Here is a 26,048-nt window from a genome sequence, read left to right on the forward strand (position 1 = left end):
TGGAATACGCCCTCGGGCCCGCACCCGGTGCTGGGTGCGGGCCCGAGGGGCTTCCTAGGTGTCGGCTTCCGGCGCGTGCTCCGGCGGGTGCCCCTCCGGCCTCTCCGCCGGGGGCTCCGGCCCCCCGCCGTCGGCCTTCGGCGGGCTCTCCGGCCCCTCCTCCGGCAGCTGTTTCGGCGGCCGTCCCCGGCGCGCGATCGGCGCCGCCGACCCCGGCAGCCGCCCCGCCTCCTTCAGCGCCCGGCGCAGCAGGAACTCGATCTGCGCGTTGGCGCTGCGCAGCTCGTCGGAGGCCCAGCGGGCCAGCGCGTCGTGCACGGCGGGGTCCAGCCGCAGCAGCATCTGCTTGCGCTGCCGCGACCGGGAGTCCGGCGTCCGCCGGGGAGGCGTCGGGCCGGTCACTGGTAGAGGCTGCCCGTGTTGAGGACCGGCTGTGCCGCGCGGTCACCGCACAGCACCACCATCAGATTGCTGACCATGGCGGCCTTCCGCTCGGAGTCCAGCTCCACGATGTCCTGCTCGGAGATCCGGTCCAGGGCCATCTCGACCATGCCCACCGCGCCCTCCACGATCAGCTTGCGGGCCGCGACGACCGCGCCGGCCTGCTGGCGCTGGAGCATGGCGGAGGCGATCTCGGGGGCGTACGCGAGGTGGCTGAAACGCGACTCGATGATCAGGACGCCCGCCGCCTGCACCCGGGCGGTCAGCTCGGCGGCCAGCTTCTCGGTGATCTCCTCGGCGTTGCCGCGCAGTGAGAGGCCGTCCTCCTCGTGGGCGTCGTACGGGTACTCGATCGCGATGTGGCGGACGGCGGCCTCGGTCTGGGTGGCGACGAACTCCAGGAAGTCGTCGACCTCGAAGAGGGCCTGGGCGGTGTCCTCGACCTTCCAGACGACGATCGAGGCCAGCTCGATCGGGTTGCCGTAGGCGTCGTTGACCTTGAGGACGGCGGTCTCGTGGTTGCGGATGCGGGTGGAGATCTTCTGGCTGCTGGTCAGCGGGTTGATCCAGCGCAGCCCGTCGGTGCGGATGGTGCCGACGTACCGTCCGAAGAGCTGGATCACCCGGGCCTCGCCCGGAGCGACCATCTTCACACCGCTCATGCAGAAGAGGGAGGTGATGACGAGGAGCGGTCCGAGGATGAGGAGGGTCACGCCGATGGCGGTGGCACCGCTCCCGTTGAGCACCGCCCCGCCGATGATCATTCCGATGCCCGCGAACACCCCGAGCACCGTCAGGAGCAGTCCGATGCCGCCCGGGATCGAGTGCGCGGTGAACTCCCTGACCTGCGGAGCGGGCATCTCCGGGGCGTCGATGTCGAGCTCGGCCGCCGGGGCGTCCGGGCGGTGGCCGTCGTGCTGTCCGGTCATGGGTCCCCCGTTCCGTGCGGCCTGACGCCGCGCTATCAATGTGATGTCACATTATCGGTTCTCGCGGCCTCGCGCACCCCCGAGGGGCCGGTTCCCTGGGAAGCGGGTGCTGATTGTCACGTCCGTAAAAGACCGGATCGCTTGCCTTTTGTCCCTGCCGACGGTGTTAGCTGGCAGGTCTGAGTGGTCCGAGCGGTCCTGGTGGACCCGAGCGAGCCGGTCGAGCAGAGAAACGGGAGCAACAGAGCAATGGGTCGAGCGGACGCGCGACGGGCTCAGGCGCGGGAATCGCGCCAGGCCGCGAAGAAGGGCGGCATACGCAGATTCTTCACCTGGCGGAAGCTGCTGGGGACGTTCTTCGGGATCGTCCTGCTGGGCATGGGTGCCTTCCTCGCGCTCTACCTGTACGTCCCCGTCCCCGCCCCCAACGCCATGGCCGAGCGGCAGAGCAACGTCTACCAGTACAGCGACGGCACGGTCCTCGCCCGCTCCAACAACGGCGTCAACCGGCAGATCGTGGACCTGGCCCAGGTGCCCAAGCAGGTGCAGCAGACCTTCGTCGCCGCCGAGAACAAGACCTTCTACAAGGACGACGGCGTCGACTTCAAGGGCACGACCCGCGCTCTGTTCAACACGCTCAGCGGCAAGGGCAAGCAGGGTGGCTCGACCATCACCCAGCAGTACGTGAAGAACTACTACCTGACGCAGGACCCCACCGTGAGCCGCAAGCTCCGGGAGCTGGTGATCTCGCTCAAGGTCGACCAGCAGCAGTCCAAGGAGCAGATCCTCGCCGGGTACATCAACACCGCCTACTACGGACGCGGCGCCAGCGGTATCCAGGCGGCGGCCCAGGCGTACTACGGCATCGACGCCGAGGACCTGAACGTCTCCCAGGGCGCCTACCTCGCCTCCGTCCTCCAGGCCCCCAGCCAGTACGACTGGTCCACCGCCACCGACACCAGCAAGCGCCTGGTCGAGGAGCGCTGGGCCTACACCCTGCGGAACATGGTCGAGATGGGCTGGCTGGAGGAGTCCGAGCGGGCCCGGCAGAAGTTCCCCGAGCCGCAGAAGCCCAAGCCCGCCCAGGGCATGGAGGGCCAGACCGGCTATCTCGTCGAGGCGGTCAACAAGGAGCTGGACAAGCAGGGCATCTCCGCCGAGGACCGTGAGGCGGGCGGCTGGACCTTCACCCTCACCGTCGACAAGAAGCACCAGCGGCAGCTGGAGAAGTCGGTGAAGAAGGAGCTGGAGTCCCAGCTCGACCGCGAGGGCAACAAGACCGACGCCACCGTCCAGGCCGGTGCGACCTCCGTCGACCCGAAGACGGGCAAGGTCCTCGCGCTGTACGGCGGCGAGGACTACGTCAAGCACTACGTCAGCAACGCCACCCGCCAGGACTACCAGCCCGCCTCCACCTTCAAGCCGCTGGTGCTCGCCGCCGCCCTGGAGAACGAGGCGAAGACCCAGAACGGCAGCCTGATCGGGCTCAACACCGTTTACGACGGCACCAGCAAGCGGCCCGTCGTCGGCAGCGACACCCCGTTCAACCCGCAGAACGAGGACGACCGGAGCTACGGCCCGATCTCCGTCCAGAAGGCGATGAACAGCTCGGTCAACTCCGTCTTCGCGCAGATGATCGTGGACGTGACGCCCGCCGCCACCAAGAAGACCGCGCTCGCCGTCGGTGTGCCCGACAAGGAGTTCCCCGAGCGCCCCGCCGTCTCCCTCGGCACCATGAACGCCTCCACCTGGGACATGGCGGGCGTCTACGCGACCCTCGACAACCACGGCCGCAAGGTCACCCCGCACATCCTCCAGTCCGCCGAGCACCGCGCCCGTACGGTGAAGCCGGAGGCGCCCAAGCAGCAGCAGGTGATCAGCCGCGCGTCGGCCGACACCGTGACGTCCTCGCTCACCGGGGTCGTCCAGTCCGGCTCCGGCCGCGCCGCCAGCACCTCCGCCTACCAGGCGGCGGGCAAGACGGGCACATCCGAGGAGAACAAGTCGGCCTGGTTCGCCGGGTACACCCCCGAGCTGACCACCGTCGTCGCCCTCTTCGGCGAGGCCGACGGCGGACGCAGGCAGGTCTCCCTGACCGGTACGGCCAACTCCGGCCGGGCCAACGGCGGCGGCTTCCCGGCCCGGATCTGGGCGGACTACACCCTCGGCGCCCTCGGCGGCGGCTCGGACGCGACGTTCGACCTCCAGGACGTGGAGCGCGGCGAGGTCCCCGCACCGCCCACCCCCTCGGTGGCCCCGTCGCAGGAGCCGACCCCGAGCGAGAAGCCCACCCCGTCGGACACGCCGTCCCGGACCCCGAGTGAGAAGCCGACCGAGACGCCCCCGTCGCCCTCGCTCCCGCCGACCAGCTCCCCGCCGCCGGTCACCCCGCCCACCAAGACCCCGACCCCCGAGCTGCCGCCGCTGCCCGGGGAGGGCGACGGGCAGCCGGGCGAGCGGCCCGGTGGCGGGGGAGCGCAGGGGGAGTGACCGCGCGCACGACCGCATGACGGAGAGGGGCGGTGCCGATCCCGGCACCGCCCCTCTTCGTCACGCACGTATCCGTACGGTTCCGAACCCCGCCCGTACGGCTACGGCTACGGGCTCGGGGTCGCCATCTCGAACCAGACCACCTTGCCCGTCGACAGCCGTGTCGCGCCCCACCGCCGGGCCAGCCGGTTGACCAGGAACAGCCCGCGCCCGCCCTCGTCCGTCTCCCGCGCCCGGCGCTGCCGGGGCAGCTGCGGGGAGTCGTCGCCGACCTCGCAGCGCAGGATGTCGGTCCGCAGCAGCCGCAGCGTCACCGGCCGCTCCGCATAGCGCACCGCGTTGGTGACGACCTCGCTGACCAGCAGCTCCACCTCGTCGGACAGATCGTCCAGACCCCACCGGGTGAGCGCCCGCCGGGCCAGCCTGCGGGCCCGGCCCGGGGCCGCGTCCTCCGGCTCCAGATACCAGTACGCCACATCGCTCGGCGCGATCCCGTCGAAGCGGGCGGCCAGCAGCGCGATGTCGTCGTCCCGGTCGCCCGGGCCCAGGATGTCGAGCACGTCGTCGCAGAGGGCCTCCAGCGGCGGGGAGTGGTCGTCCCCCGTCAGCTGCGCGGTCGCCGCGAGGCGCTCCCGGAGCTGTTCGATGCCCGTCCACACGTCCCGCAGCCGTGACTCGACCAGCCCGTCCGTGTAGAGGAGGAGCGTGGCACCGGCCGGGGCGTCCAGCTCGACGGCCTCGAAGTCGACCCCGCCCACGCCGATCGGGGCGCCCGGCGGCACCCGCAGCACCTCGGCCCGGCCGCCCAGGTGGAGCAGCACGGGCGGCGGGTGTCCGGCGTTGGCGATGGTGATCCGGTGCGCGACCGGGTCGTACACCGCGTACAGGCAGGTGGCCATGCGGTCGCTGCCGAGCCGCTGCGCCTGCTCGTCCAGGTGGTGCAGCACCTCCTGCGGCGGCAGGTCGAGCTGGGCCAGGGTCTGGGCGGTGGTCCTCAGCTGGCCCATGATCGCGGCGGAGGTCATGGAGTGGCCCATGACATCGCCGACGACCAGCGCGACCCGGCTGCCGGGCAGCGGGATCGCGTCGTACCAGTCGCCGCCGACCCGGGCCGTCTCGGCCGCCGGGAGATAGCGCGAGGCCAGGCGTACGCCGGTGGGCTGGGGGAGCGAGTCGGGGAGCATCGTGCGCTGGAGTTCGTCCGCGATGTACGCCTCGCGCCCGTACAGCACGGCCTTGTCGATGCCGAGCGCGGTGTGCGTCGCCAGCTGGGCGGCGACCAGCAGGTCACTGGCCTCGAACGGGGGCCGCTCGGTGGAGCGTACGAAGACGGCGGCGCCGATCACCCGGCGTCTGCCGCGCAGCGGGGCGAGGATCGCCCGGTGGCCGGTGGGGACCGGACGCCCGGGGCCCAGCAGCTCGGGCAGCGCGGCCCGGGCCGCCGCCGAGTCGCCGAAGACCGGCCGCACCCCGCGCAGCACCTCCGCCAGCGCGCCGCCCGCCCGCACCTCGCACAGCTCGGCGGCGGGCATCAGATCGGCCGTCGGGTCGGCGAGGAGGGGCCGCAGCCGCTCCGTCTCCGCACCGGCCTCGCCGTCCTCGTCGGTCAGGCGGAGCCGGTCGCTGCGGCGCAGCCGCAGCACGAACGGGCTCACCGGCCGCTCGTCCCCGACCGGCAGCGGATCGCGCAGATAGACCAGGATCGCGTCGGAGAACGTCGGCACGCTCGCCCGGCACAGGCCCAGCACGATCTCGTCCAGGTCGATGCCCCGGGCGATCCGCCGGGTCGCGGCCCCGACGAAGCGCAGCCGGTCGCCCTCGCGGCGGGTCGCCGACTGGGCCTCGGCGACGGCGGCCGGTCCGGGGCCCGGGTTCGGCGCGGCGGCGGGCGCCGGGATCGCGGCCGCGGCGGCCGCCGCCGAGGCGTCCTGCTGCCGGGGCCGGGTGCGCTCCTGCTGCCGCGCCGCGAGAGGCTGCCGGCCTTCGTGGGAGGTGGGGTGCTCCGTCACGCGTGGGGTTCCGTCCGTCCGGGCCGGTTGTATGGGGCAGTCACTTCGTGAGGCGCCACTGTGCCCCGGCGACCGCGATGAGGACAACGGCTGTCTGCGGATGCCCCCGCGCGCGAGGCCGAAACCGAGCGTCCGGGAGTTGGCCGGACGACGCTGTTCCGCACGGCGGCCGGTCCGCGCACGGCGGTGCGGCAGCGGGCAGCGAACATCTCTCCCACCCCCTCGTGGTGGCCTGCGACCGGGCGGTACGGCCGGGTCCGTGGCCCGTCCCTCCGCACGACCGGTGCGATGACTTGTGGTCAGTTCCGGTGTGGTGTGCGCCGTTCGCGCCGGCGCCTCCCTCGGGGAGCCGGGCCTGCCGACCGGGCCCCGGGGGGTGCGTCCAGGGTCTCACGACGGCATATGGGCAGGGGTGCGGTCCCAGTCATCCGGCAGCGGCGGAATCTGCCACCGCGGATCGGGCCGCCAGTGCTCCCAGCCGTCCCGGAACGGCGAGCCCCACCCCGAGATCACCTCGACCGCCGCCCGGCCCGCCTCCCGGACCCGGACGGCGGTCGCCGGGTCCATCAGGCCGACGTGCTGCGCCTGGGCGAACTCGTCCTCGTCGAGCCACTTCCAGCTCCGGTCCGGGTGCACGGAGATGTCGAGGAAGTGATCCTCGGAATCCACCCCTCCGGACCACCGGAGGCGCGGCTCCTCCAGGTTCACGTACCAGTTCCGGAAGGTCCACCCCCGGTCCCAGAAGAGCCAGACCGACCACGGGTCCCCGGGCCGGGCCAGCTTCAGCACCCCGGCCCCGAACCAGGTGGAGCGCGTGGTGGTGCGGGGCGCGGTGTAGCGGGTGGCGAGCGGTTCGGCGTGCACCTGGGTGCCGTTCGCCAGGACCGGGCGTACGCATTCGGTGCCGGGCGCCATCCAGACGGCGAGCAGGTCGTCGGTGTCCTGGACGACGGTCACCGGGCGGCAGATGTGGACGGGCGGGGCGCCCGGCGCCCGGTGGGCCCGGCCGTTGTCGCGGTAGCGCCAGAGGATCTGGTCCCCCGGCGCCCAGCGTGCGCACTCTCCCGTACCTGTCATGGAGAGATCTTACGGAGCGCCCGCGCCCGCCCGCTGCGACTCAGGTCACCCGGTGTGCCCGGGTGATCCGGCGGGGGTCGTCCGGGCACACCGGACGACCCCACACGTCACATCCGTCACGGCCGTGTCATCCGCAACACGTCCAGCGCCTCGTCCAGCTGTTCCACGGTCAGATCGCCGCGCTCGACATAACCCGAGGCCAGCACGGTCTCGCGGATCGTCGTGCCGTCCTTGAGGGACTGCTTGGCGACCTTCGCCGCCTCCTCGTACCCGATGTACTTGTTGAGCGGGGTGACCACCGAGGGCGAGGACTCCGCGTAGGCGCGGGCCCGCTCCACGTTGGCCGTGATGCCGTCCACCGTGCGGTCGGCCAGCAGCCGGGAGGCGCCCGCGAGCAGCCGTACGGACTCCAGCAGGTTCTTCGCGATGACCGGGAGCATCACGTTCAGCTCGAAGTTGCCCGCCGCGCCCGCCGTGGCGACCGTCGCGTCGTTCCCCGTCACCTGGGCGGCCACCATCAGGACCGCCTCCGGGATCACCGGGTTGACCTTGCCCGGCATGATCGAGGAGCCCGGCTGGAGGTCGGGCAGGTTGATCTCGGCGAGGCCGGTGCGCGGTCCGGAGGCCATCCACCGCAGGTCGTTGGAGATCTTCGTGAGCGAGACCGCGATCGTCCGGAGCTGGCCCGAGGTCTCCACCAGCCCGTCCCGGGCCCCCTGCGCCTCGAAGTGGTCGCGGGCCTCGGTCAGCGGCAGCCCGGTGGCTGAGGCGACCTCGGCGATCACGGCGGCGGAGAAGCCGGGCGGGGTGTTGATGCCGGTGCCCACCGCCGTACCGCCCAGGGGGAGTTCGGCGAGCCGGGGCAGGGAGGCGCGCAGCCGCTCCACGCCGTAGCGGATCTGGGCCGCGTAGCCGCCGAACTCCTGGCCGAGGGTGACCGGGGTGGCGTCCATCAGATGCGTACGGCCGGACTTGACGACCTCCGCGAACTCGGCTGATTTCCGCCCCAGGGATTCCGCCAGATGGTCCAGTGCGGGGATCAGATCGGCGGTGACGGCGGCGGTCGCCGCGATGTGGATGGAGGAGGGGAAGACGTCGTTGGACGACTGCGAGGCGTTGACATGGTCGTTGGGGTGGACCTCGCGGCCGAGCCGCTCGGTGGCGAGGGTGGCGATGACCTCGTTGGTGTTCATGTTCGAGGAGGTGCCGGAGCCCGTCTGGAAGACGTCCACCGGGAAGTGCTCGTCCCAGCGGCCCGACGCGACCTCGGCCGCCGCCTCCTGGATCGCGTCCGCGATGTCCGGATCGAGCACCTTCAGCTCGGCGTTGACCTTGGCCGCCGCGCCCTTGATCCGGGCCAGCGCCTCGATGTGCGCCCGCTCCAGACGCTGCCCGGAGAGGGGGAAGTTCTCCACCGCCCGCTGGGTCTGCGCACGCCACTTGGCGTGGGCCGGGACCTTCACCTCGCCCATCGAGTCGTGCTCGGTCCGGAACTCCGGACCGCCCTGCTGATCCGCGGTTGTGTCGGCCATCGTGTTTAAACCTCCTGAAAAAGATGAGCACGTGTCTTGTTCTATGTATTCCCAAGTCGCCTACCGGCCAGTAAATACCGGGGGTAACGACTCACCCGGGAGGCGCAATGACGCGCACCAGGCTCAGACTTCGAGGGCTCCGCAGCCTTCGCCGGCTCCGCTGTACGGCCGCTGTCACCGCCGCGTTCGCGGTGGCGGCCACCACTCTGGCGGTCGCCGGACCGGCCGGAGCGGCCGAATCGGGCACCGGCACCAGCACGGTCGCATCCACTCCTCTCCCGCCCGCGCTGGAAACGATCCGGGCGGCCGAGGCCACCCGGCTGTACGGCAGCCCCGCCGAACGGCCGCTCGCCGAACGCAAGACCGGGCTGATCTCACTGGGCGACAGCGAGATCTCCGGCGAGGGCGTCGGCACCTACGACCCCGGAACGAACGGGCCGGACAACTGGTGCCACCGCTCCCCGGAGGCCGCCATCCACCGCACGGGCATCGCGGCGGACGTCACGTACAACGTCTCGTGCTCCGGTGCCTATACCGGGAACATCAGAATCGGCGGAAACAAGCAGTACGCCGACGAGCTCGTCCAGAGCGACAGCCTCGCCATCAAGGCCCGCAACACCCGCATCAAGATGATCGTCCTGGTCGCCGGGGCCAACGACGATCTCCAGTTCGGCCCGGTCATGACGGACTGCGTGGTCCGCTACCTCACCCTCCAGGGCCCGTGCGAGCCCAAGTACGCGGGCGGCTGGCAGGCCCGCGTCGACGCCCTGGTCCCCAAGGTCGAGGCGACCGTCCGCGATCTGCGCACGGTGATGACCGGCGCCGGATACGCCGACAGCGACTACAAGCTGGTCCTGATGGGCTATCCCAGCCCGATCGGCCCCGACTTCCGCGACAACCCGAACTTCCCCGGCAAGCTCATCTGCGGCGGCATGGGCTACGACTCCGACACCGTCTGGGGCCGCAACACCGCCGTCCCCGCCTTCCAGGTCGGCATGCGCAAGGCGGCCGCCTCCACAGGCGCCGCCTACCTCGACAACTCCCGCCTCTTCCACGGCCACGAGGTGTGCAGCGAGGCCCCCTGGGCGCGCGGGCTCTACATCGACCTGGGCAAGCCCGGACTGCCCGACGAGAACTCCGTACGCCAGTCCTTCCACCCCAACGCGGCCGGTCACCGCGCCTTCGCCTCCTGCCTGACCCAGATGTACGACTCCGGGCTCCGCGAGGCGAGCTGCGCCGACCCGGCCAGCACCGGCAACCCGGTCCTCCAGGGCGCGGCCTGGGACGACCTGTTCACCCCCGTACGGAACGAGGCCACCGGCACCTGCGTGGACGTCCCCGCCTCGGTGACCCGCAACGGCACCGCGATCGGCGGCTGGGACTGCCACGGCGGCCGGAACCAGAACTGGTGGTACGACAGCGGTACGCAGACCCTGCGCACCGCGCTCAGCCACGACCGGTGCCTGGACGTGCCGGGCGCCAGGTACAACGCGGGCGCCACGCTCATCGTGTGGAACTGCGCGGGCGCGCCCAACCAGAAGTTCGTCCGGCAGGCGGGCACCATCCGCCCGGCCGCCGCGACCGGGCTCTGTCTGACGCTGGCGGGGGCCAAGGACCCGCTCAGGCTCCAGACGTGCGACGGCAGCGCGAAGCAGCGCTTCGCGTAGCGGGCATCCGGCGCGCGGTGGGTGGCGGGACCGTCCGCCACCCACCGCGTGCCGTCATCTCCCGGCCATCACCGCGCCCAGGATGGCCGCCAGATACGCCGGGTCGGCCACCCCGCACAGCTCGCGCGCCGAGTGCATCGAGAGCCCGGGCACACCCACGTCCACGGTGGTGACGCCGAGGCGGGCGGCGGTGAGGGGGCCGATCGACGTGCCGCAGGGCATCGCGTTGTTGGAGACGAACGGCTGCCAGGGGGCGCCCGCCCGCTCGCAGGCGGCGGTGAACACGGCGATGCCGGTGGAGTCGGTGGCGTACCGCTGGTTGACGTTCACCTTGATGGTCGGGCCGCCGTTGGGCAGCGGCCGGTGGTCGGGGTCGTGGCGCTCCGCGTAGTTGGGGTGCACCGCGTGGGCCATGTCGGCGGAGACGCAGAACGCGCCCGCCAGCGCCCGCGACCAGTCCTCGTCGCTGCCGCCCCGGGCCGCCACCGAGCGCGAGAGGACCCGCTCCAGCAGCGGGCTCTGGGCGCCCGTCTCGGAACCGCTGCCGACCTCCTCGTGGTCGAAGGCGGCCAGCACCGGGACGAAGGACGGCTCGGTGACCCCGGTCGCCGCGTCGACCAGGGCGGTCACCCCGGCGTGCACCGAGACCTGGTTGTCCAGCCGGGACGCCACGACGAACTCCCGCTCCGCGCCCAGGTATCCGGGCGGCTGGATGTCGTGCAGCATCAGGTCCCAGCCCAGCACATCGGCCGCGTCCTCCCCGGCCGCCTCCGCGACCAGCCGCAGCAGCTCGCCCTCGCGCGGATCGCCGAGCGCCCAGATCGGGGCGATGTGCCGCTGCCGGTCCAGCGCCACCCCGTCGTTGACCGAGCGGTCCAGATGGATGGCCAACTGGGGCACCCGCAGGAGCGGTTCGTCGATCTGGACCAGCCTGCTGCGCGGGGTGCCGTCCGGGCCGCCGCGCAGCGCGAGCCGCCCGGAGATGCCCAGGTCCCGGTCGAGCCAGGTGTTCAGCGGGACCCCGCCGTAGATCTCCACCCCGATCTGCCGCCACCCCGAACTGCCGGTGTCCGGGGCGGGTTTGATCCGCAGGTTCGGCGAGTCGGTGTGGGTGCCGACGATCCGGAACGGGGTGTGCGCGGGCGCGCCCTCGGGGACGTACCACGCGATCAGCGCACCGGCCCGGCTGACGAAGCAGCCGCCACTGGCCCCGGCCCAGTCGTCCGTGCCGAGCAGCTCGCGGAACCCGGCCTTCTCCAGCCGCTGGGCGGCGCTCGCGACCACGTGGTACGGGGAGGGGCTGGCGGCGATGAAGGCGAGCAGGTCGTCGGTGTGGCTGCGGTGGGGGGCCGGAGTCATTCGGCGTCCGCCTTTCCGGAGTTCGGCAGTTGCTGTGCGGTGGTGTGGCTGTGCTGTGCTGCGCTGTGCGGTCGTGCGCGCGCGTGGCTGCGCGATGGCTCGGCTGTGCGGTTGCGTGGCGAAGGGGCCGTCGGGCACCGAGGGGTGCCCGACGGACCCAGGGCCGGTGAAGAATTCCAGGAACGTTCGATAACCCTTCGCTCCCGCCCCGGCGCGGCGCAACCCCGCAGAACGGCGGGGTGCGGGAAAGAGGCGGTGCCCGACCGGCCCTCCGCCCGGCCGCCGGGGCGGGGTCCGCGGTGTCCGGGCCGGGGGCGCTCCCCGGCGCCCGGTGCGCGCGGGGCCCGTTCGGGCGAGCTGACAGCGCCCGGCCCGGGATGGCCGGAGGGCGTACGCGGGGGGCGGCGGGTGTGCCGGGGCGCTCGGCCGCACCTGCTCCGGGGGCGGCCGGGGGTGCGTTGTACCCGGCTGCGAGATTGGCTTGATTTCGACGTACGGGGGTCGCTTCCGCGCCGGGACACGGAAGAGGGGGCGCCCGTTCGGACGCCCCCTCCCGGTGACTGCCGGCCGTTGACCGCAGGCCGTTGCGCGGCCGGTCAGCCCAGGCCGGGACCCCGGACCGGAATGCTGGTGAAGGTCGGCGCCGGGGCGGGCTCGGTGAAGAAGTCGTTGCCCTTGTCGTCCACCACGATGAACGCCGGGAAGTCCTCGACCTCGATGCGCCAGACCGCCTCCATGCCGAGCTCCTCGTACTCGACGACCTCGACCTTCTTGATGCAGTCCTGCGCGAGGCGGGCCGCCGGGCCGCCGATCGAGCCGAGGTAGAAGCCGCCGTGCGCACCGCAGGCGTCGGTGACCTGTTTGCTGCGGTTGCCCTTCGCGAGCATCACCTTCGAGCCGCCCGCCGCCTGGAACTGCTCGACGTACGAGTCCATCCGGCCGGCCGTCGTCGGGCCGAAGGAGCCGGAGGCGTACCCCTCGGGCGTCTTCGCCGGGCCCGCGTAGTAGACCGGGTGGTCCTTCAGGTACTGCGGCATCTCCTCGCCCGCGTCGAGGCGCTCCTTGATCTTGGCGTGCGCGATGTCGCGCGCCACGACCAGCGGGCCGGTCAGCGAGAGCCGGGTCTTGACCGGGTACTTGGTCAGCTCGGCCAGCACCTCGTCCATCGGCCGGTTGAGGTCGATCTCCACCACGTCCCCGGCCTCGTCCAGGTGCTCGTCGGTGGTGTCGGGGAGGAAGCGCGCCGGGTCCTTCTCCAGCTGCTCCAGGAAGACGCCCTCGGCGGTGATCTTCGCGGTGGCCTGGCGGTCCGCCGAGCAGGAGACGGCGATGGCGACGGGCAGCGAGGCGCCGTGCCGGGGGAGGCGCACCACGCGGACGTCGTGGCAGAAGTACTTGCCGCCGAACTGCGCGCCGATCCCGATCTTCTGCGTCAGCTCGAAGACCTTCTCCTCCAGCTCCTTGTCCCGGAAGCCGTGCCCGGTGGGGGAGCCCTCGGCGGGCAGCTCGTCCAGGTAGTGCGCGGAGGCGTACTTGGCGGTCTTCAGCGCGAACTCCGCCGAGGTGCCGCCGACCACGATCGCCAGGTGGTACGGCGGGCAGGCCGCGGTCCCCAGCGAACGGATCTTCTCCTCCAGGAACTTCATCATGGAGGCTTCGTTCAGGACGGCCTTCGTCTCCTGGTAGAGGAACGACTTGTTGGCCGAGCCGCCGCCCTTGGCCATGAAGAGGAACTTGTACGCGCCGCCGTCGGTGGCGTACAGCTCGATCTGGGCCGGGAGGTTGGAGCCGGTGTTCTTCTCGTTCCACATGGTCAGCGGGGCCATCTGCGAGTAGCGCAGGTTGAGCTTGGTGTACGCGTCGTAGATGCCGTGCGAGAGGGCCTCCTCGTCACCGCCCTCGGTCAGCACGTTCTGCCCGCGCTTGCCCATGACGATCGCCGTACCGGTGTCCTGGCACATCGGCAGGACACCGGCCGCGGCGATGTTGGCGTTCTTCAAGAGGTCCAGCGCCACGAACTTGTCGTTGGAGGACGCCTCGGGGTCGTCCACGATCCGGCGCAGCTGCGCCAGGTGGGCCGGGCGCAGATAGTGCGAGATGTCGTGCATCGCCTCGGCGGCCAGCGTGCGCAGCGCCTCCGGGGCGACCTTGAGGAACGTACGGCCGTCGGCCTCGAAGGTGGAGACACCCTCGGCGGTCACCAGACGGTACGGCGTGGTGTCCTCTCCCAGGGGGAGCAGATCGGAGTACGCAAACTCTGGCATTACGGCCATTCCTCACTCGGCGACAGCGGCTGACCTCCCTTGGGCAGCGCGTCAACCAGGGTAGAACGCCGCCTTCGGGCCGATCCTGTGAGGTAAGGCTCACCTGGAGCGGTCCGCGGGCGGGAGGCGCGCCGTCCGGAGGGGTAGTCGCGATCTATCGCGTTTGGGTACCCTGGGGCGGTGGACCCAGAGAAGCAGCCCCAGCAGCCCGCCCGGCCGGCCACCGCGCCGCCCGCCCCGGTCCCGCCCGCCGGGTTCGCGCCCGGCGACGGTCTGCGCGCCTCCGACGCCGACCGCGACCGGATCGCGGACATCCTGCGGGAGGCGATGGCCGAGGGCCGGCTGACGGCGGACGAGCACGCGGAGCGGGTCGACCTTGTCTACCGGGCCAAGACCGTCGGCGAGCTCCAGCCGCTGGTCCGCGATCTGCCCTCCTCCTCGGACGCCTCCGCCCCGCGCCCGGAGCCGCAGCCGTACGCGTACGGCCCCGAGGTCCCCGACGGCCCCGCCGACAACCTCGTCGCGGTCTTCAGCAGCGCCACCCGCAAGGGCCGTTGGCGGGTCGGCCCCCGGACGAACGCCTTCTCCCTCTTCGGCAGCGTGGAGATCGATCTGACCGAGGCGCTTTTCGGCCAACGGCTGACCGTCATCAACGCGACGGCCATCTTCGGCAGCGTCGACATCCGGGTCCCGGAGAACATCACGCTGCGCGGCAGCGGGACCGGTGTCTTCGGCGGGTTCGACGTGCGCTCGCTGGAGTCGGTGGACCCGGAAGCGCCGGTCGTCGTCGTGAACGGCTTCTCCCTCTTCGGCGGAGTGGACGCCAAACCCAAGCGGGGCAAGTTCGTCGCGGACCTCCAGCGGCGGCTGCGCAAGCACCTCGGGCACTGAGGACGGCACGGCGGACGCACGTTCGGGAATCAGCCAGAACGCCACCTGGAGCCCTTGTCGCGCGCCGTGCGCCGGTGCCGCTGAGTGCATAGGCGTACACACAGCGGGTATGGACTGCTGCATCGTCTCTCGCTCGCGAAGCCGTAGCCGTCGTCAGGAGTAGACCGTGCTGCAACCGCCGCATCAGCCTCCGCAGGTCGCCGCCGTTCCTGCCCAGCGGACCCCCGCCCGGGAGGACGAGGCGGGCCCCTGGCATTCGGAGGCGGTGTGCCGCCGGGACGAAGCCGGGCTGTTCTTCGCCCCGTCGAAGGAGCCGACCGCCGCCCGACTGGCCCGCGAGGAGGCCGCCAAGCGGCTCTGCGCCCGCTGTCCGGTGATGGTGGCGTGCCGGGAGCACGCCCTGCTGCAGCCGGAGCCGTACGGGGTGTGGGGCGGGCTCACCGCCGCCGAACGCCGGGTCGCGCTGGCCCGCCGCCGTCGGCGCGACATCGAGCTGACCGCCGCCGCGACGGGGGAGCGCATAGCCGCGGCGGGCTGAGGGCGCGCCAAGGGGAACGCGAAAGAAAAGGGCGCGCAGGGGGAGCGCGAAAGAAGAGATGGGGTGCGAGGGCGGCAGCCGCCCCGGCACCCCTTCTTTCTCTCCGTTCCCCGCGCTTCCCGGCTGCTTCCCGTGCCTTCCGGCTAGTTCGTGTGCCTTCCGGCTACTTCGCGCGGTCGAAGTCGATGGCGCTGTAGGCGCGCAGCTTCGACAGCCGGTGCGTCGAGGAGATCGTCCGGATCGTGCCGGACTTGGAGCGCATCACGATCGACTCGGTGGTCGCCGTCTCCGCGCGGTACCGCACACCGCGCATCAGCTCACCGTCGGTGATCCCCGTCGCCACGAAGAACACGTTGTCGCCGCTGACCAGGTCGTCGGTCGACAGCACCCGGTCCAGATCGTGGCCCGCGTCCAGCGCCTTCTGCCGCTCCGCCTCGTCCTTGGGCCAGAGCTTGCCCTGGATGACCCCGCCCAGGCACTTTATGGCGCACGCCGAGATGATGCCCTCGGGGGTGCCGCCGATGCCCATCAGCAGGTCGACGCCGGTGCCCTCGCGGGCGGCCATGATCGAGCCCGCCACATCGCCGTCGGAGATGAACTTGATGCGGGCGCCGGTCTCGCGGATCTCCTTGACGATGCCCTCGTGGCGCGGGCGGTCCAGGACGACGACGGTGACGTCCTCGGGCGTGGAGTTCTTCGCCCGCGCGACACGGCGGATGTTCACCGACACGGGGGCGTTGATGTCGACGAAGTCCGCCGCCTCGGGCCCCGTGACCAGCTTGTCCATGTAGAAGACCGCGGACGGGTCGAACATCGCCCCCCGGTCGGCGGCGGCCAGCACGGCGATCGCGTTCGGCATGCCCTTGGCGTTGAGCGTGGTGCCGTCGATCGGGTCGACCGCGATGTCGACCTCGGCGCCGGTGCCGTCGCCGACCCGCTCGCCGTTGAACAGCATGGGGGCCTCGTCCTTCTCGCCCTCCCCGATGACGACGACGCCGTTCATCGAGACGGTCGAGACGAGGGTGCGCATGGCCTTCACGGCGGCGCCGTCGGCGCCGATCTTGTCGCCGCGGCCCACCCAGCGCCCGGCGGCCATCGCGGCGGCCTCGGTGACCCGGACCAACTCCAGGGCCAGGTTGCGGTCGGGGGCCTCCGGGGAGACCTCCAGTTGGGACGGCAGATGATGCTCGGACATCGGAGCGCACCTTTCTGTACGGCGACGACCGGATATGAGGGTGCTGTGACTCTATCGGTAGGTCGATAAAATGAGCAGTACGGGTCACGCATGAGCGCCCCGATACGTGCTGTCCCCGCCACCCGCTGTCACGCCCGCCGCCGCCCGGGACCCTACGCTGGGGCCTCACGGGCCCCGTGCCACCATGGACCCCGTGGCAAGCAAGCGAGGCAAGCAGACGGTCAGGAACATGTTCCTGTCGACCTTGGTGACCGCCGCCTGCGCGGGCGTCATCTACATCTTCATTCCGCACGACGAGAACGCCGACCCGATCAAGGCCGTCGACTTCACCGTCGAACTGGCGACGGTGCGCATCGCGGCCCCCTACCCGGTCGCCGCGCCGGAGGGCCTCCCGGAGAAGTGGAAGCCGACCTCCGTCTCGTACGACCACACCGCGGGCAAGGCGTGGCACCTCGGCTTCCTCGACCCGGACCGCAAGTACGTCGCGGTCGAGCAGTCCACCGCCGACGCGCGCACCTATGTCCCCCAGGTCAGCCAGAAGGCCAAGGACACCGGGACCACCGAGACGGTCGCGGGCCGGGAGTGGCAGTACTGGGAGGGCGCGAAGTACGACGCCCTCGTGCTGCTGGAGAAGGGGCACACGACGGTCGTGACCGGCTCGGCGCCCAAGGAGCGGCTGGTGGAGATGGCCGAGGCGCTGAAGACGGAGCCGGTCGGGGGCTCCGTGCCCGTACCGTCGGCCTCGCCCTCGGTTTCCGTCTCCCCGTCCGCTTCTGCCGCGGCCTCCTGACGGGCGGTCCTGTCCGCTGTACGGACGTGGCTGTACGTACGTGAGGGGCCCCGGAACACCAGGTGTTCCGGGGCCCCTCACGTACGGCGTGCGCGCTCAGACGGTCGTGACGACCTCGTCGAAGGAGAGGCGCGGGCTGCGCGGGAACCAGGCGTCCTCGCCCGGCTTGCCGATGTTGACGACCATCAGCGGGGTGTGGTCGCCGTCCAGGAACTCCTTCTGGATACCGGCGGCGTCGTAGCCGGTCATCGGTCCGGCGGCCAGTCCGGCGGCGCGGACGCCGATGATGAAGTAGGCGGCCTGGAGCGCGGCGTTGAGACCGGCGGCCGACTCACGGACCGGGCGCTCCGTGAAGAACAGGTCCTTGGCCTGCGGGAAGTGCGGCAGCAGCGCCGGAAGCTCCTCGTGGAACTCGTTGTCGGCGGCCAGGATCGCGACCAGCGGGGCGGTGGCGGTCTTCGGCCGGTTGCCCTCGGCCATGTGCTGCACCAGGCGCTCGCGGCCCTCGGCGGAGCGGACCAGGACGACACGCAGCGGCGACTGGTTGAACGCGGTGGGGCCGAACTTGACCAGGTCGTAGATCGCCTGGACCTGCTCGTCGGTCACCGGCTCGTCGGTGAAGGTGTTGGCGGTGCGGGCCTCGCGGAAGAGGAGGTCCTGGGCGGCGGGGTCGAGAACGAGGGACATCTGGGTGCGAACCTTCCGAACGGGCGTGGGGGAAGTGATGGCACGACCGTAACGGAGAGATAGGTTAACTTTCAACTAAAACCGGAGTGGAGTGATCCACTCCACAACGCGGCCGTGCTTCTCCGCTTCTTCCGGCTGCTTCTCCCGGACGGCTCTCCCGGCCAGCTCTTCCGGTCGGCTCGCTCTCAGCCGTCGGTGGCCGGACCCGCGGCGCTGCCGCCCCCGCCGGCCTCGTCCTGCGGCCGGGCCAGCGCGGCGTCCAGGCGGGCCCGGGCGCCCTCCAGCCAGTGGCGGCAGATCTTCGCCAGCTCCTCGCCCCGCTCCCACAGGGCCAGGGACTCCTCCAGCGTCGTACCGCCCGCCTCCAGCCTGCGTACGACCTCGATCAGCTCGTCCCGCGCCTGCTCGTACCCGAGCGTGCTCGTCGCGGCAGCCGCCGCCGTACCGTCGTCCGTCATGTGATCCACCCTAGATTCGTCGTCTTCCGGCCCCGCCCGGCCCGGCCACGGGGCCGTCCGTCCTCGGCCGCTTCCCTCTGCCGCTTGCTTGTGCCGCCTTGCCCGCGCCGCTTCCTCCGGCCTGCTTCACGCGCCGCTTTCCCCGGACTGCTTCACCCGTCCACCCGGACCGTGAACTCGCCCTCCGACACCCGAGCCCGCAGCGGCTCCCCGGCCGCCCCGGCCTCGTCGGGGGAGCGCACCACATGGCCGTCGGGCCGCTGGAGCACCGCGTACCCCCGCTCCAGCGTGGCGGCGGGCGAGAGCGAGACGACCCGGGCCCGGGTGTGCGCGAGCTCCGAATCGGCCCGGTCCAGCAGATGGCCCAGCACCCGGCGGCTCCGCCCGACGAGCGCGTCGACCTCCGCCGCCCGCTCGTCCACCAGCCGCTGGGGGCGCTCCATCGAGGGGCGCCCCAGCGCGTGCGCGAGCCCTCGCTCCTCGCGGTCCAGGATGCCCCGGACGGTCCGCAGGGCCCGGTCGCGGAGCTGCCGCACCTTCTCCAGCTCCTCGCCCACGTCCGGTACGACCTTCTTGGCCGCGTCCGTGGGCGTGGAGGCGCGCAGGTCGGCCACCAGGTCCAGCAGCGGGGAGTCCGGCTCGTGGCCGATCGCGGAGACCACCGGCGTACGGCAGGCGGCCACGGCCCGGACCAGCTGCTCGTCCGAGAACGGCAGCAGATCCTCCACGCTGCCGCCGCCCCGCGCCACCACGATCACGTCCACCTCGGGCAGCGCGTCCAGCTCCTCGACGGCCTGGACCACCTGGGCGACCGCGTTCACCCCCTGCACGGCGGTGTTGCGGACCTCGAAGCGCACGGCGGGCCAGCGGCGGCGGGCGTTCTCCAGGACATCGCGCTCGGCGGCGGAGGCCCGCCCGCAGACCAGCCCGACGAGCTGCGGCAGGAAGGGGAGCTGCTTCTTCCGGTCGAGCGCGAAGAGCCCCTCGGCGGCGAGCGACTTCTTCAGCTGCTCCAGCCGCACCAGCAGCTCGCCGATGCCGACCGGCCGTATGTCGGTGGCCCGCAGCGACAGCTGCCCCCGGGGCGCGTACCACTCGGGCTTGGCGAGGACGACGACGCGCGCGCCCTCGCTCACCACGTCGGCGATGCGGTCGAAGACCTGCCGGAAACAGGTGACGCTCACCGAGATGTCGTGCGAGGGGTCGCGCAGGGTCAGAAAGACGACCCCGGCACCCGGCCGCCGCGACAGCTGGGTGATCTGCCCCTCCACCCAGATCGCACCGAGCCGGTCGATCCACCCCCCGATCAGGCGCGACACCTCACCGACGGGCAGCGGCGCTTCCGCGGACGTGTTGAGAGCCATGCGCACGAGCGTATCGGGACGCACTGACAGCGGAGGCGGCCCACGAACGGAAGCTGTCAGGCAAAGCCCGCCCCCTCACCGCCGCCCGCTCCCCGTGCCCCCGGCCCCTTCACCCCCGCCCGCTTCCCGCTTCCCGTGCCCCCGCCCCCTGCACCGCGAGCACCACGAGCCCCACCCCCAGCCAGCACAGCCCCACCACCTGGGCGCTCGTCGTCGCCTCCAGGATGACCGCGACGAGGATTCCCGCCCCCACCACCGGCACCAGCACGTGCTTCCACCAGACGGGCGGCCCAGCCATCCGGCGTACGGTGAACCAGCCGACCACCGACGCGTGCAGCAGCACGAACGCGGTCAGGGCCCCGATGTTCACGACCGACACCAGGTGGTCGAGGCCGTCGTCGCGCCGGGCCGCCCACACCGCCGCCACCAGGGTCACGACCGCGGCGCCGAGGATCGCGAGCCGCGGCACGCCCGACTTCGGGTCGACCTTGGCCAGGAACGGCGGCAGCCGCCGCTCACGGGCCATCGCGAAGACCAGCCGCCCGGCGGCGGCCTGCCCGGCCAGCGCCGCGAACGCCGCCCCGATCGCCTTGCTGACCGCCACCAGATCGTGCAGCCAGGTCCCCACGGAGGCGTCCACCGCGTCGTAGAAGGCCGACCCCTGGGCCGCCGGATCGGCCTTCAGCTCCGCCGAGCCCATCGGCTCCAGGAGCGCCGCCAGATAGGTCTGCGCGACGAACAGCACCCCGGCGAGCATCAGACAGAAGAGGAGCGCCCGCGCCACCTTCCGGGACCCTCCCGTCACCTCCTCGGCGAACGAGGCGATGGCGTCGAACCCCAGATACGACAGGACGGCCACCGAGACCGCGCCCAGCACCGCCGCCACGGAGAACGCCGTGTCCCCGGTGAGCGGCGTCAGCCACCCGCGCTGCGCCCCGTCCCGTACGAGGACGGCCACGGCCGACACCACGAAGACCAGCAGCACCACGATCTCCATGGCCAGCACGGCGAACCCGACCCGCGCCGCCGCCCGTACGCCCCACAGATTGAGCAGCGTGGTGATCAGCACGGCGACGGCGGTCCACACCCACCGCGACACCTCCGGGACCAGGGCGTTCATGGCGATGCCGGAGAAGAGGTAGGCAACGGCCGGGATGAGCAGGTAGTCGAGCATCGCCATCCACCCCGCGACGAACCCGGGCCCTTCCCCGAGCCCCTTGCGGGCATACGTGAACACCGACCCCGCGAAGGGCGCGACCCGCACCATCTGGGCGTAACTGAAGGCGGTGAAGCCCATGACGACGGTGGCCACGATGTAGACGAGGGCCACCGAACCGCCGGACCGGGCGTCCAGGGTGCCGAAGATGCCGACGGGGGCCATCGGGGCGATGAACAGCAGCCCGTAGACGACGAGGTCCCGGAACCCGAGGGACCGCCGCAGCCGCCCTTCCTGAACGCTGCTCCCGCGCCCCTCCTGGACGCCGCTCCCGCTGTCGCCTCCACTGCCGTTCCCCGGGACCGACGCCATCAACCCTCCACCCTCACCGACCGTGACCACTCGTCACGACCAGTCTGTCCATGTGGTCGTCATGGCGCCTGTTCGGTACGGCCTTACGATGGGACGCATGACTGCAATGCCTGCCCGCCGTGTCCTGCTCGCCGCTCCCCGTGGCTACTGCGCGGGCGTGGACCGTGCCGTGATCGCCGTCGAGAAGGCCCTGGAGCAGTACGGGGCCCCGATCTACGTCCGCCACGAGATCGTGCACAACAAGTACGTCGTGCAGACCCTGGAGAAGAAGGGCGCGATCTTCGTCGACCAGACCGCGGAGGTCCCCGAGGGCTCCATCGTGATGTTCTCCGCGCACGGAGTGGCGCCCACCGTCCACGCGGAGGCCGCCGAGCGCAAGCTCGCGACCATCGACGCGACCTGCCCGCTGGTCACCAAGGTCCACAAGGAAGCCGTCCGGTACGCCAAGGAGGACTACGACATCCTCCTGATCGGTCACGAGGGCCACGAGGAGGTCATCGGCACCTCCGGCGAGGCCCCCGACCACATCCAGCTCGTCGACGGCCCCGAGGACGTCGCGAACATCGAGGTCCGCGACGAGTCGAAGGTCGTCTGGCTCTCCCAGACCACGCTCTCCGTCGACGAGACGATGGAGACGGTGGGCGCGCTCAAGTCGAAGTTCCCGAACCTCCTCTCGCCGCCCAGCGACGACATCTGCTACGCCACGCAGAACCGCCAGATCGCGGTGAAGAAGCTGGCCGAGGACGCCGAGCTGGTCATCGTGGTCGGCTCGAAGAACTCCTCGAACTCCATCCGCATGGTCGAGGTCGCCCTCGACGCCGGAGCCGCCGCCGCGTACCTGGTCGACTTCGCGAGCGAGATCGACGAGGCGTGGCTGGAGGGCGTGACGACGGTCGGCCTGACCTCCGGGGCCTCGGTCCCCGACGTCCTGGTCGACGGGGTCCTGGAGTGGCTCGCGGAGCGCGGTTACGCGGACGTGGAGACGGTCAAGACGGCCGACGAGTCGATCACCTTCTCCCTCCCCAAGGAGCTCCGCCGCGACCTGCGCGCCGAGGCCGCCGCCCTGTCCGCCGAGTAGCCGCCGCCCTGTCCGCCGAGCAGACGCGAGAAGGCCGGGTAGCAGGGCGCGGGCCCCGGCCTGCCCGTACGGTGTTTCCATGGAGATCTTCGGCGTGGACATCGGCGGTTCAGGGATCAAGGGCGCTCCCGTGGACCTGGACCGCGGAGACCTGGCGCGGGAGCGCCACAAAGTACTGACACCCCAGCCGGCCACGCCTCAGGGCGTGGCCGGCTGCGTGGCGGAGGTCGTCGGCCACTTCGACTGGTCGGGCCCGATCGGGATCACGTTCCCGGGCGTCGTCACGGACGGCGTCACGCGGACGGCGGCCAATGTCGACAAGGGCTGGATCGACACGGACGCCGCCGCGCTGCTCGGCGAGCGGGTCGGCGGGCCGGTGACGATCCTGAACGACGCGGACGCGGCCGGGATCGCGGAGATGACGTTCGGCGCGGGCCGGGGCCGTAAAGGCACGGTGATCATGCTGACGCTCGGTACGGGCATCGGCAGCGCGATCTTCGTGGACGGCCGCCTCGTCCCCAACACCGAGCTGGGCCACCTGGAGCTGCACGGCCACGAGGCGGAGAAGCGCGCCTCCACGAAGGCCCGGGAGGACGAGGACCTCAGCTGGCAGCACTGGGCGCACCGGGTGCAGAAGTACCTGCTGCACGTGGAGATGCTGTTCTCGCCCGAGCTGTTCATCATCGGGGGAGGCGTGAGCCGCAAGGCGGAGAAGTTCCTGCCGCTGATCGAGAAGGTCCGCGCGGAGATCGTCCCGGCGGAGCTCCAGAACAACGCGGGGATCGTGGGGGCGGCGATGGCGGCGGCGGGGAAGTAGCGGGCCGCCGCTTACGGGGTGTTACGCGGCCTGTCGGCCGGGTGCGGGTGCTACCTGCCGACGCGGGGGCTTACCTGCCCACCGGAGAAGGCTTACCTGCCGACCCGGGAGCGGTCGGCGCGGATGGCGGGCCGGGCAGCCGCCCCGGCGGCCCTCTGGGGTGCCCGGGGTGCGGTCCGGCCCTTCTCCGCTCCCGTACGCCCCTGAGCCAGCAGATACCGCCGCCGGGCCCGCATCTGCCGGACCTTGCGTACGGAGGCGATGAGCCCCGCGATCAGCGTGCCCCCGTACAGCCACCCCGCGTGCACGGCGAGGGCGGTGACGAGGGCCATGGTCTGCCCGCCGAAACCGCTGGACCCGCCGGAGATCGGGAAGACCCCGACGGCGAAGGCGATGGGCACGCTGATCGGTGCGGTGACGAGGTCGGCGGGCCGGACCCAGAGGGCGGTGAGCGCGCTGACGGGCAGGAAGAGCAGCCCGTAGACGAGCTCGGAGCTGTCGAACAGCAGCCGGTCCAGACAGGCGAGCACGAACATGGTGAGGGAGGCGAACAGCCCGGCCCCGATCCCGGTGAGCCGGGGGTTGGGGAACCGCCGCAGGGCGAGCAGGACGGGCGGCACGGTACGCGTCCGCCCTCCGGCCGCCCCCGTCGCCCGGTAGACGGTGGAACTCTCACCGAAGGCGCCCTGGGCGGGCGTGGCGGGGGCGGGCGCGGCCTGCGGGGACGGCCTGCGCTGCGGGGGACGTGTCCTGGGCTGCTCCACGGGGACAACGTAGGTCGCGGGGCGGGAGGAATCAGGCGTTGGACACGCGCTTTGGCCGACCTTGGCGTTGCGTTCGATGAGACGGGGCCGAAAACGAACCTGTTCGGCGGTATACGCGCGGTGGCCGCGTCCCGGGGGCGGACCCGTGCGGGGCAGGGAGCCCCCGCCCGTAAACTGGAGAATCGGTCCACTCCGGGACCCGGCCCGAACAGCCGAGCCGGCCCCGGCGCCCCTGATCCCCTTCGCTCCCCTCCTCACTCCAGTCCTCACTCCAGGAAGTCGCCAAAGTGTCGCTCACGATCGGAATCGTCGGTCTGCCGAATGTCGGCAAGTCGACCCTGTTCAACGCCCTGACCAAGAACGACGTGCTGGCGGCCAACTACCCGTTCGCCACGATCGAGCCGAACGTCGGCGTGGTCGGCGTCCCGGACCCGCGCCTGAACAAGCTCGCGGAGATCTTCAACAGCCAGAAGCTCCTGCCCGCGACGGTGGATTTCGTCGACATCGCCGGCATCGTGCGGGGCGCGTCGGAGGGTGAGGGCCTGGGCAACAAGTTCCTGGCGAACATCCGCGAGTCCGACGCGATCTGCCAGGTCATCCGCGCTTTCAAGGACGAGAACGTCGTCCACGTCGACGGCAAGGTCTCGCCCAAGGACGACATCGAGACGATCAACACCGAGCTGATCCTCGCCGACCTCCAGTCCGTCGAGAAGGCGATCCCGCGCCTGACGAAGGAGTCGCGCCTCCAGAAGGAGAAGGTCGCGGTGCTCGCCGCGGTCGAGGACGCGCAGAAGATCCTGGAGTCCGGCCAGACCCTCTTCTCGGCGGGCATCACGGCCGCCACGGAGAAGGGCAAGCTGCTCCACGAGCTGCACCTGCTCACCACGAAGCCCTTCCTCTACGTCTTCAATGTCGACGAGGACGAGCTGGTCGACGAGGACTTCAAGAACGAACAGCGCGCCCTGGTCGCCCCCGCCGAGGCGATCTTCCTCAACGCCAAGATCGAGTCCGAGCTGATCGAGCTCGACGACGACGAGGCCCTGGAGCTCCTCCAGTCCATGGGCCAGGACGAGCCCGGCCTCGCCACTCTCGGCCGCGTCGGCTTCGACACCCTGGGCCTCCAGACCTACCTGACGGCAGGCCCGAAGGAAGCCCGCGCCTGGACCATCAAGAAGGGCGCCACGGCCCCGGAGGCGGCCGGTGTGATCCACACCGACTTCCAGAAGGGCTTCATCAAGGCGGAGATCATCTCCTTCGACGACCTGGTCGAAACGGGCTCGGTCGCCGAGGCCCGCGCCAAGGGCAAGGCGCGCATGGAGGGCAAGGAGTACGTGATGCAGGACGGGGATGTGGTGGAGTTCCGGTTCAATGTGTAACCAGGCGATCACCGCATATTAGGAGTCAGGTCGAACGTACACGTCAGAAGGGGTCGGGCCCTGTCGAGCCCGACCCCTTCTGACGGGGTCGGGCCCTGTCGAGCCCGACCCCTTCGTCGTCCCCGTGCTGGATGGGTGCTGGATATTCTGACGTGTGGTCAGTGGTGGTCAGGTGTCGTAAACGGTGGAGTGGTGTCCCACGTGAACAACCCAGACCACCAGTTCCCCGTTGTCGATCGTGTAGACGACGCGGTAGTCGCCAACCCGTAGGCGCCGACGATCTGGCTGGGACACGAGTGCGGTGGTGTTGAAGCCGAGCGGATCGCTTTCCAGCTCGGTCAGCTTGGCCAGGATGCGCAGTGCCATCTCGCGCGGGATCTTCCGAAGCTCGGCCTGCGCCTCGGGGCGGAAGACGGTTCGGCACTCACTCACTGCGCGCCAGCGTCTCCCTCATGATGTCCTCGATCGGGATGCCGGGTGCGGGGGTGGCCATGCGTTCGTCGATGATCCGATTGATCTCGCGCTCTTCCCACTCCTGGTACTTGCGCAGTACCTCGATGGAGACGACGGCGGCGACTTCCTTGCCTCGGCGCGTGATCACGGTGGGTACGTCGTCGCGGTCGGCGCGTTCCACGACCTCCGCCAAATGCGCGCGCACGTCGCGGATGCTCTCTGTGGGCAGCGGCTGCGTCATGCGCTCAAGTGTACCGAATGTCCCATATGTCCCATGTGTACGCAACGGGTATGGGTGGGAGTGGAGGATGGGCATTCTTCGTTACGGCTCCGCGTGCGCC

23 protein-coding genes are annotated in these 26,048 nt (G+C 71.3%); 8 read left to right on the forward strand and 15 right to left on the reverse strand.

The features are described from left to right. Positions 1–54: 54 nt before the first annotated feature. A complete protein-coding gene (locus tag B7C62_23895; protein ID ARF74935.1) occupies positions 55–402 on the reverse strand; it encodes a hypothetical protein in 348 nt (115 codons plus the stop codon). Then, positions 399–1,370, reverse strand: coding sequence for a hypothetical protein (locus B7C62_23900; protein ID ARF74936.1), 972 nt, complete (start codon positions 1,368–1,370; stop codon positions 399–401). Before B7C62_23900 ends, B7C62_23895 begins: the two co-directional genes overlap by 4 nt. A gap of 249 nt (positions 1,371–1,619) precedes the next feature. Between B7C62_23900 and B7C62_23905 the strand changes: the two genes are divergently transcribed. Beyond that, positions 1,620–3,860: a penicillin-binding protein gene (locus B7C62_23905; protein ID ARF74937.1), complete on the forward strand. Its 2,241-nt coding sequence runs from the start codon at positions 1,620–1,622 to the stop codon at positions 3,858–3,860. A 107-nt stretch (positions 3,861–3,967) separates the two neighbouring features. On the opposite strand, the gene B7C62_23910 is transcribed toward B7C62_23905, so the two are convergent. The 3 genes from B7C62_23910 to aspA form a co-directional block, all read right to left on the reverse strand. After that, on the reverse strand, positions 3,968–5,869 hold the full coding sequence (locus tag B7C62_23910) for a serine/threonine protein phosphatase (GenBank protein ID ARF74938.1): 1,902 nt from the start codon (positions 5,867–5,869) through the stop codon (positions 3,968–3,970). A gap of 390 nt (positions 5,870–6,259) precedes the next feature. Continuing rightward, positions 6,260–6,946 carry a hypothetical protein gene (locus B7C62_23915; protein ARF74939.1) on the reverse strand — a complete coding sequence of 229 codons (687 nt, stop codon included), beginning with the start codon at positions 6,944–6,946 and terminating at the stop codon, positions 6,260–6,262. A 116-nt stretch (positions 6,947–7,062) separates the two neighbouring features. Then, positions 7,063–8,478, reverse strand: a complete 1,416-nt coding sequence (gene aspA / locus B7C62_23920; protein ID ARF74940.1) for an aspartate ammonia-lyase — start codon at positions 8,476–8,478, stop codon at positions 7,063–7,065. Positions 8,479–8,585: 107 nt separating this feature from the next. Here aspA and B7C62_23925 point away from each other — a divergent pair, with 107 nt between their 5' ends. Further along, positions 8,586–10,145: a hypothetical protein gene (locus tag B7C62_23925; GenBank protein ARF74941.1), complete on the forward strand. Its 1,560-nt coding sequence runs from the start codon at positions 8,586–8,588 to the stop codon at positions 10,143–10,145. Between the two features lie 54 nt (positions 10,146–10,199). Here the strand turns inward: B7C62_23925 and B7C62_23930 are convergent, their stop codons facing one another. Both B7C62_23930 and B7C62_23935 read right to left on the reverse strand, forming a co-directional pair. Next, entirely contained in the window at positions 10,200–11,504 is a 1,305-nt protein-coding gene (locus B7C62_23930) for a M18 family aminopeptidase (GenBank protein ID ARF74942.1), read from the reverse strand. A gap of 596 nt (positions 11,505–12,100) precedes the next feature. Continuing rightward, a complete protein-coding gene (locus B7C62_23935) occupies positions 12,101–13,768 on the reverse strand; it encodes a fumarate hydratase (GenBank protein ARF74943.1) in 1,668 nt (555 codons plus the stop codon). A gap of 180 nt (positions 13,769–13,948) precedes the next feature. Here B7C62_23935 and B7C62_23940 point away from each other — a divergent pair, with 180 nt between their 5' ends. After that, entirely contained in the window at positions 13,949–14,659 is a 711-nt protein-coding gene (locus B7C62_23940) for a hypothetical protein (protein ARF74944.1), read from the forward strand. Between the two features lie 166 nt (positions 14,660–14,825). After that, complete coding sequence (locus B7C62_23945; protein ID ARF74945.1) at positions 14,826–15,197, forward strand: WhiB family transcriptional regulator; 372 nt, start codon at positions 14,826–14,828, stop codon at positions 15,195–15,197. A gap of 163 nt (positions 15,198–15,360) precedes the next feature. Here B7C62_23945 and B7C62_23950 read toward each other — a convergent pair whose 3' ends face one another. After that, the gene (locus B7C62_23950; protein ID ARF74946.1) at positions 15,361–16,392 is read right to left on the reverse strand and encodes a fructose-bisphosphatase class II; all 1,032 of its coding nucleotides are present in this window, start codon (positions 16,390–16,392) and stop codon (positions 15,361–15,363) included. Positions 16,393–16,576: 184 nt separating this feature from the next. On the opposite strand from B7C62_23950, the gene B7C62_23955 reads away from it, so the two are divergent. Beyond that, on the forward strand, positions 16,577–17,182 hold the full coding sequence (locus B7C62_23955; GenBank protein ID ARF74947.1) for a hypothetical protein: 606 nt from the start codon (positions 16,577–16,579) through the stop codon (positions 17,180–17,182). A gap of 96 nt (positions 17,183–17,278) precedes the next feature. Here B7C62_23955 and B7C62_23960 read toward each other — a convergent pair whose 3' ends face one another. The 4 genes from B7C62_23960 to B7C62_23975 form a co-directional block, all read right to left on the reverse strand. Further along, positions 17,279–17,869 carry a malonic semialdehyde reductase gene (locus tag B7C62_23960; GenBank protein ARF74948.1) on the reverse strand — a complete coding sequence of 197 codons (591 nt, stop codon included), beginning with the start codon at positions 17,867–17,869 and terminating at the stop codon, positions 17,279–17,281. Between the two features lie 185 nt (positions 17,870–18,054). After that, positions 18,055–18,327: an exodeoxyribonuclease VII small subunit gene (locus tag B7C62_23965; GenBank protein ID ARF74949.1), complete on the reverse strand. Its 273-nt coding sequence runs from the start codon at positions 18,325–18,327 to the stop codon at positions 18,055–18,057. 152 nt (positions 18,328–18,479) lie between these two features. Then, the gene (locus tag B7C62_23970; GenBank protein ARF74950.1) at positions 18,480–19,691 is read right to left on the reverse strand and encodes an exodeoxyribonuclease VII large subunit; all 1,212 of its coding nucleotides are present in this window, start codon (positions 19,689–19,691) and stop codon (positions 18,480–18,482) included. Positions 19,692–19,800: 109 nt separating this feature from the next. Next, positions 19,801–21,219 carry an amino acid permease gene (locus B7C62_23975; GenBank protein ARF74951.1) on the reverse strand — a complete coding sequence of 473 codons (1,419 nt, stop codon included), beginning with the start codon at positions 21,217–21,219 and terminating at the stop codon, positions 19,801–19,803. Positions 21,220–21,316: 97 nt separating this feature from the next. Here B7C62_23975 and B7C62_23980 point away from each other — a divergent pair, with 97 nt between their 5' ends. Both B7C62_23980 and B7C62_23985 read left to right on the forward strand, forming a co-directional pair. Next, a complete protein-coding gene (locus B7C62_23980; protein ID ARF74952.1) occupies positions 21,317–22,297 on the forward strand; it encodes a 4-hydroxy-3-methylbut-2-enyl diphosphate reductase in 981 nt (326 codons plus the stop codon). Positions 22,298–22,376: 79 nt separating this feature from the next. Continuing rightward, positions 22,377–23,114 carry a polyphosphate glucokinase gene (locus tag B7C62_23985; protein ID ARF74953.1) on the forward strand — a complete coding sequence of 246 codons (738 nt, stop codon included), beginning with the start codon at positions 22,377–22,379 and terminating at the stop codon, positions 23,112–23,114. A gap of 92 nt (positions 23,115–23,206) precedes the next feature. On the opposite strand, the gene B7C62_23990 is transcribed toward B7C62_23985, so the two are convergent. Further along, on the reverse strand, positions 23,207–23,878 hold the full coding sequence (locus B7C62_23990) for a hypothetical protein (GenBank protein ID ARF74954.1): 672 nt from the start codon (positions 23,876–23,878) through the stop codon (positions 23,207–23,209). Between the two features lie 287 nt (positions 23,879–24,165). Between B7C62_23990 and B7C62_23995 the strand changes: the two genes are divergently transcribed. After that, positions 24,166–25,254, forward strand: coding sequence for a redox-regulated ATPase YchF (locus tag B7C62_23995; protein ARF74955.1), 1,089 nt, complete (start codon positions 24,166–24,168; stop codon positions 25,252–25,254). A 168-nt stretch (positions 25,255–25,422) separates the two neighbouring features. Here the strand turns inward: B7C62_23995 and B7C62_24000 are convergent, their stop codons facing one another. Continuing rightward, on the reverse strand, positions 25,423–25,686 hold the full coding sequence (locus B7C62_24000; protein ARF74956.1) for an addiction module antitoxin: 264 nt from the start codon (positions 25,684–25,686) through the stop codon (positions 25,423–25,425). Further along, positions 25,679–25,948, reverse strand: a complete 270-nt coding sequence (locus B7C62_24005) for a prevent-host-death protein (protein ARF74957.1) — start codon at positions 25,946–25,948, stop codon at positions 25,679–25,681. The genes B7C62_24000 and B7C62_24005 overlap by 8 nt, the downstream gene beginning before the upstream one ends. Positions 25,949–26,048: the final 100 nt, after the last annotated feature.

The sequence above is a fragment of the Kitasatospora albolonga genome (genome assembly GCA_002082585.1).
GTDB classification, from domain to species: Bacteria; Actinomycetota; Actinomycetes; order Streptomycetales; family Streptomycetaceae; genus Streptomyces; species Streptomyces stephensoniae.

Coding starts and splice junctions, on each gene's coding strand:
- B7C62_23900 (ARF74936.1), bottom strand. CDS start 1,370: ATGACCGGACAGCACGACGGCCACCGCCCGGACGCCCCGGCGGCCGAG.
- B7C62_23905 (ARF74937.1), top strand. CDS start 1,620: ATGGGTCGAGCGGACGCGCGACGGGCTCAGGCGCGGGAATCGCGCCAG.
- B7C62_23915 (ARF74939.1), bottom strand. CDS start 6,946: ATGACAGGTACGGGAGAGTGCGCACGCTGGGCGCCGGGGGACCAGATC.
- aspA (ARF74940.1), bottom strand. CDS start 8,478: ATGGCCGACACAACCGCGGATCAGCAGGGCGGTCCGGAGTTCCGGACC.
- B7C62_23925 (ARF74941.1), top strand. CDS start 8,586: ATGACGCGCACCAGGCTCAGACTTCGAGGGCTCCGCAGCCTTCGCCGG.
- B7C62_23930 (ARF74942.1), bottom strand. CDS start 11,504: ATGACTCCGGCCCCCCACCGCAGCCACACCGACGACCTGCTCGCCTTC.
- B7C62_23935 (ARF74943.1), bottom strand. CDS start 13,768: ATGCCAGAGTTTGCGTACTCCGATCTGCTCCCCCTGGGAGAGGACACC.
- B7C62_23950 (ARF74946.1), bottom strand. CDS start 16,392: ATGTCCGAGCATCATCTGCCGTCCCAACTGGAGGTCTCCCCGGAGGCC.
- B7C62_23955 (ARF74947.1), top strand. CDS start 16,577: ATGGACCCCGTGGCAAGCAAGCGAGGCAAGCAGACGGTCAGGAACATG.
- B7C62_23960 (ARF74948.1), bottom strand. CDS start 17,869: ATGTCCCTCGTTCTCGACCCCGCCGCCCAGGACCTCCTCTTCCGCGAG.
- B7C62_23965 (ARF74949.1), bottom strand. CDS start 18,327: ATGACGGACGACGGTACGGCGGCGGCTGCCGCGACGAGCACGCTCGGG.
- B7C62_23970 (ARF74950.1), bottom strand. CDS start 19,691: ATGGCTCTCAACACGTCCGCGGAAGCGCCGCTGCCCGTCGGTGAGGTG.
- B7C62_23975 (ARF74951.1), bottom strand. CDS start 21,219: ATGGCGTCGGTCCCGGGGAACGGCAGTGGAGGCGACAGCGGGAGCGGC.
- B7C62_23980 (ARF74952.1), top strand. CDS start 21,317: ATGACTGCAATGCCTGCCCGCCGTGTCCTGCTCGCCGCTCCCCGTGGC.
- B7C62_23985 (ARF74953.1), top strand. CDS start 22,377: ATGGAGATCTTCGGCGTGGACATCGGCGGTTCAGGGATCAAGGGCGCT.
- B7C62_24005 (ARF74957.1), bottom strand. CDS start 25,948: ATGACGCAGCCGCTGCCCACAGAGAGCATCCGCGACGTGCGCGCGCAT.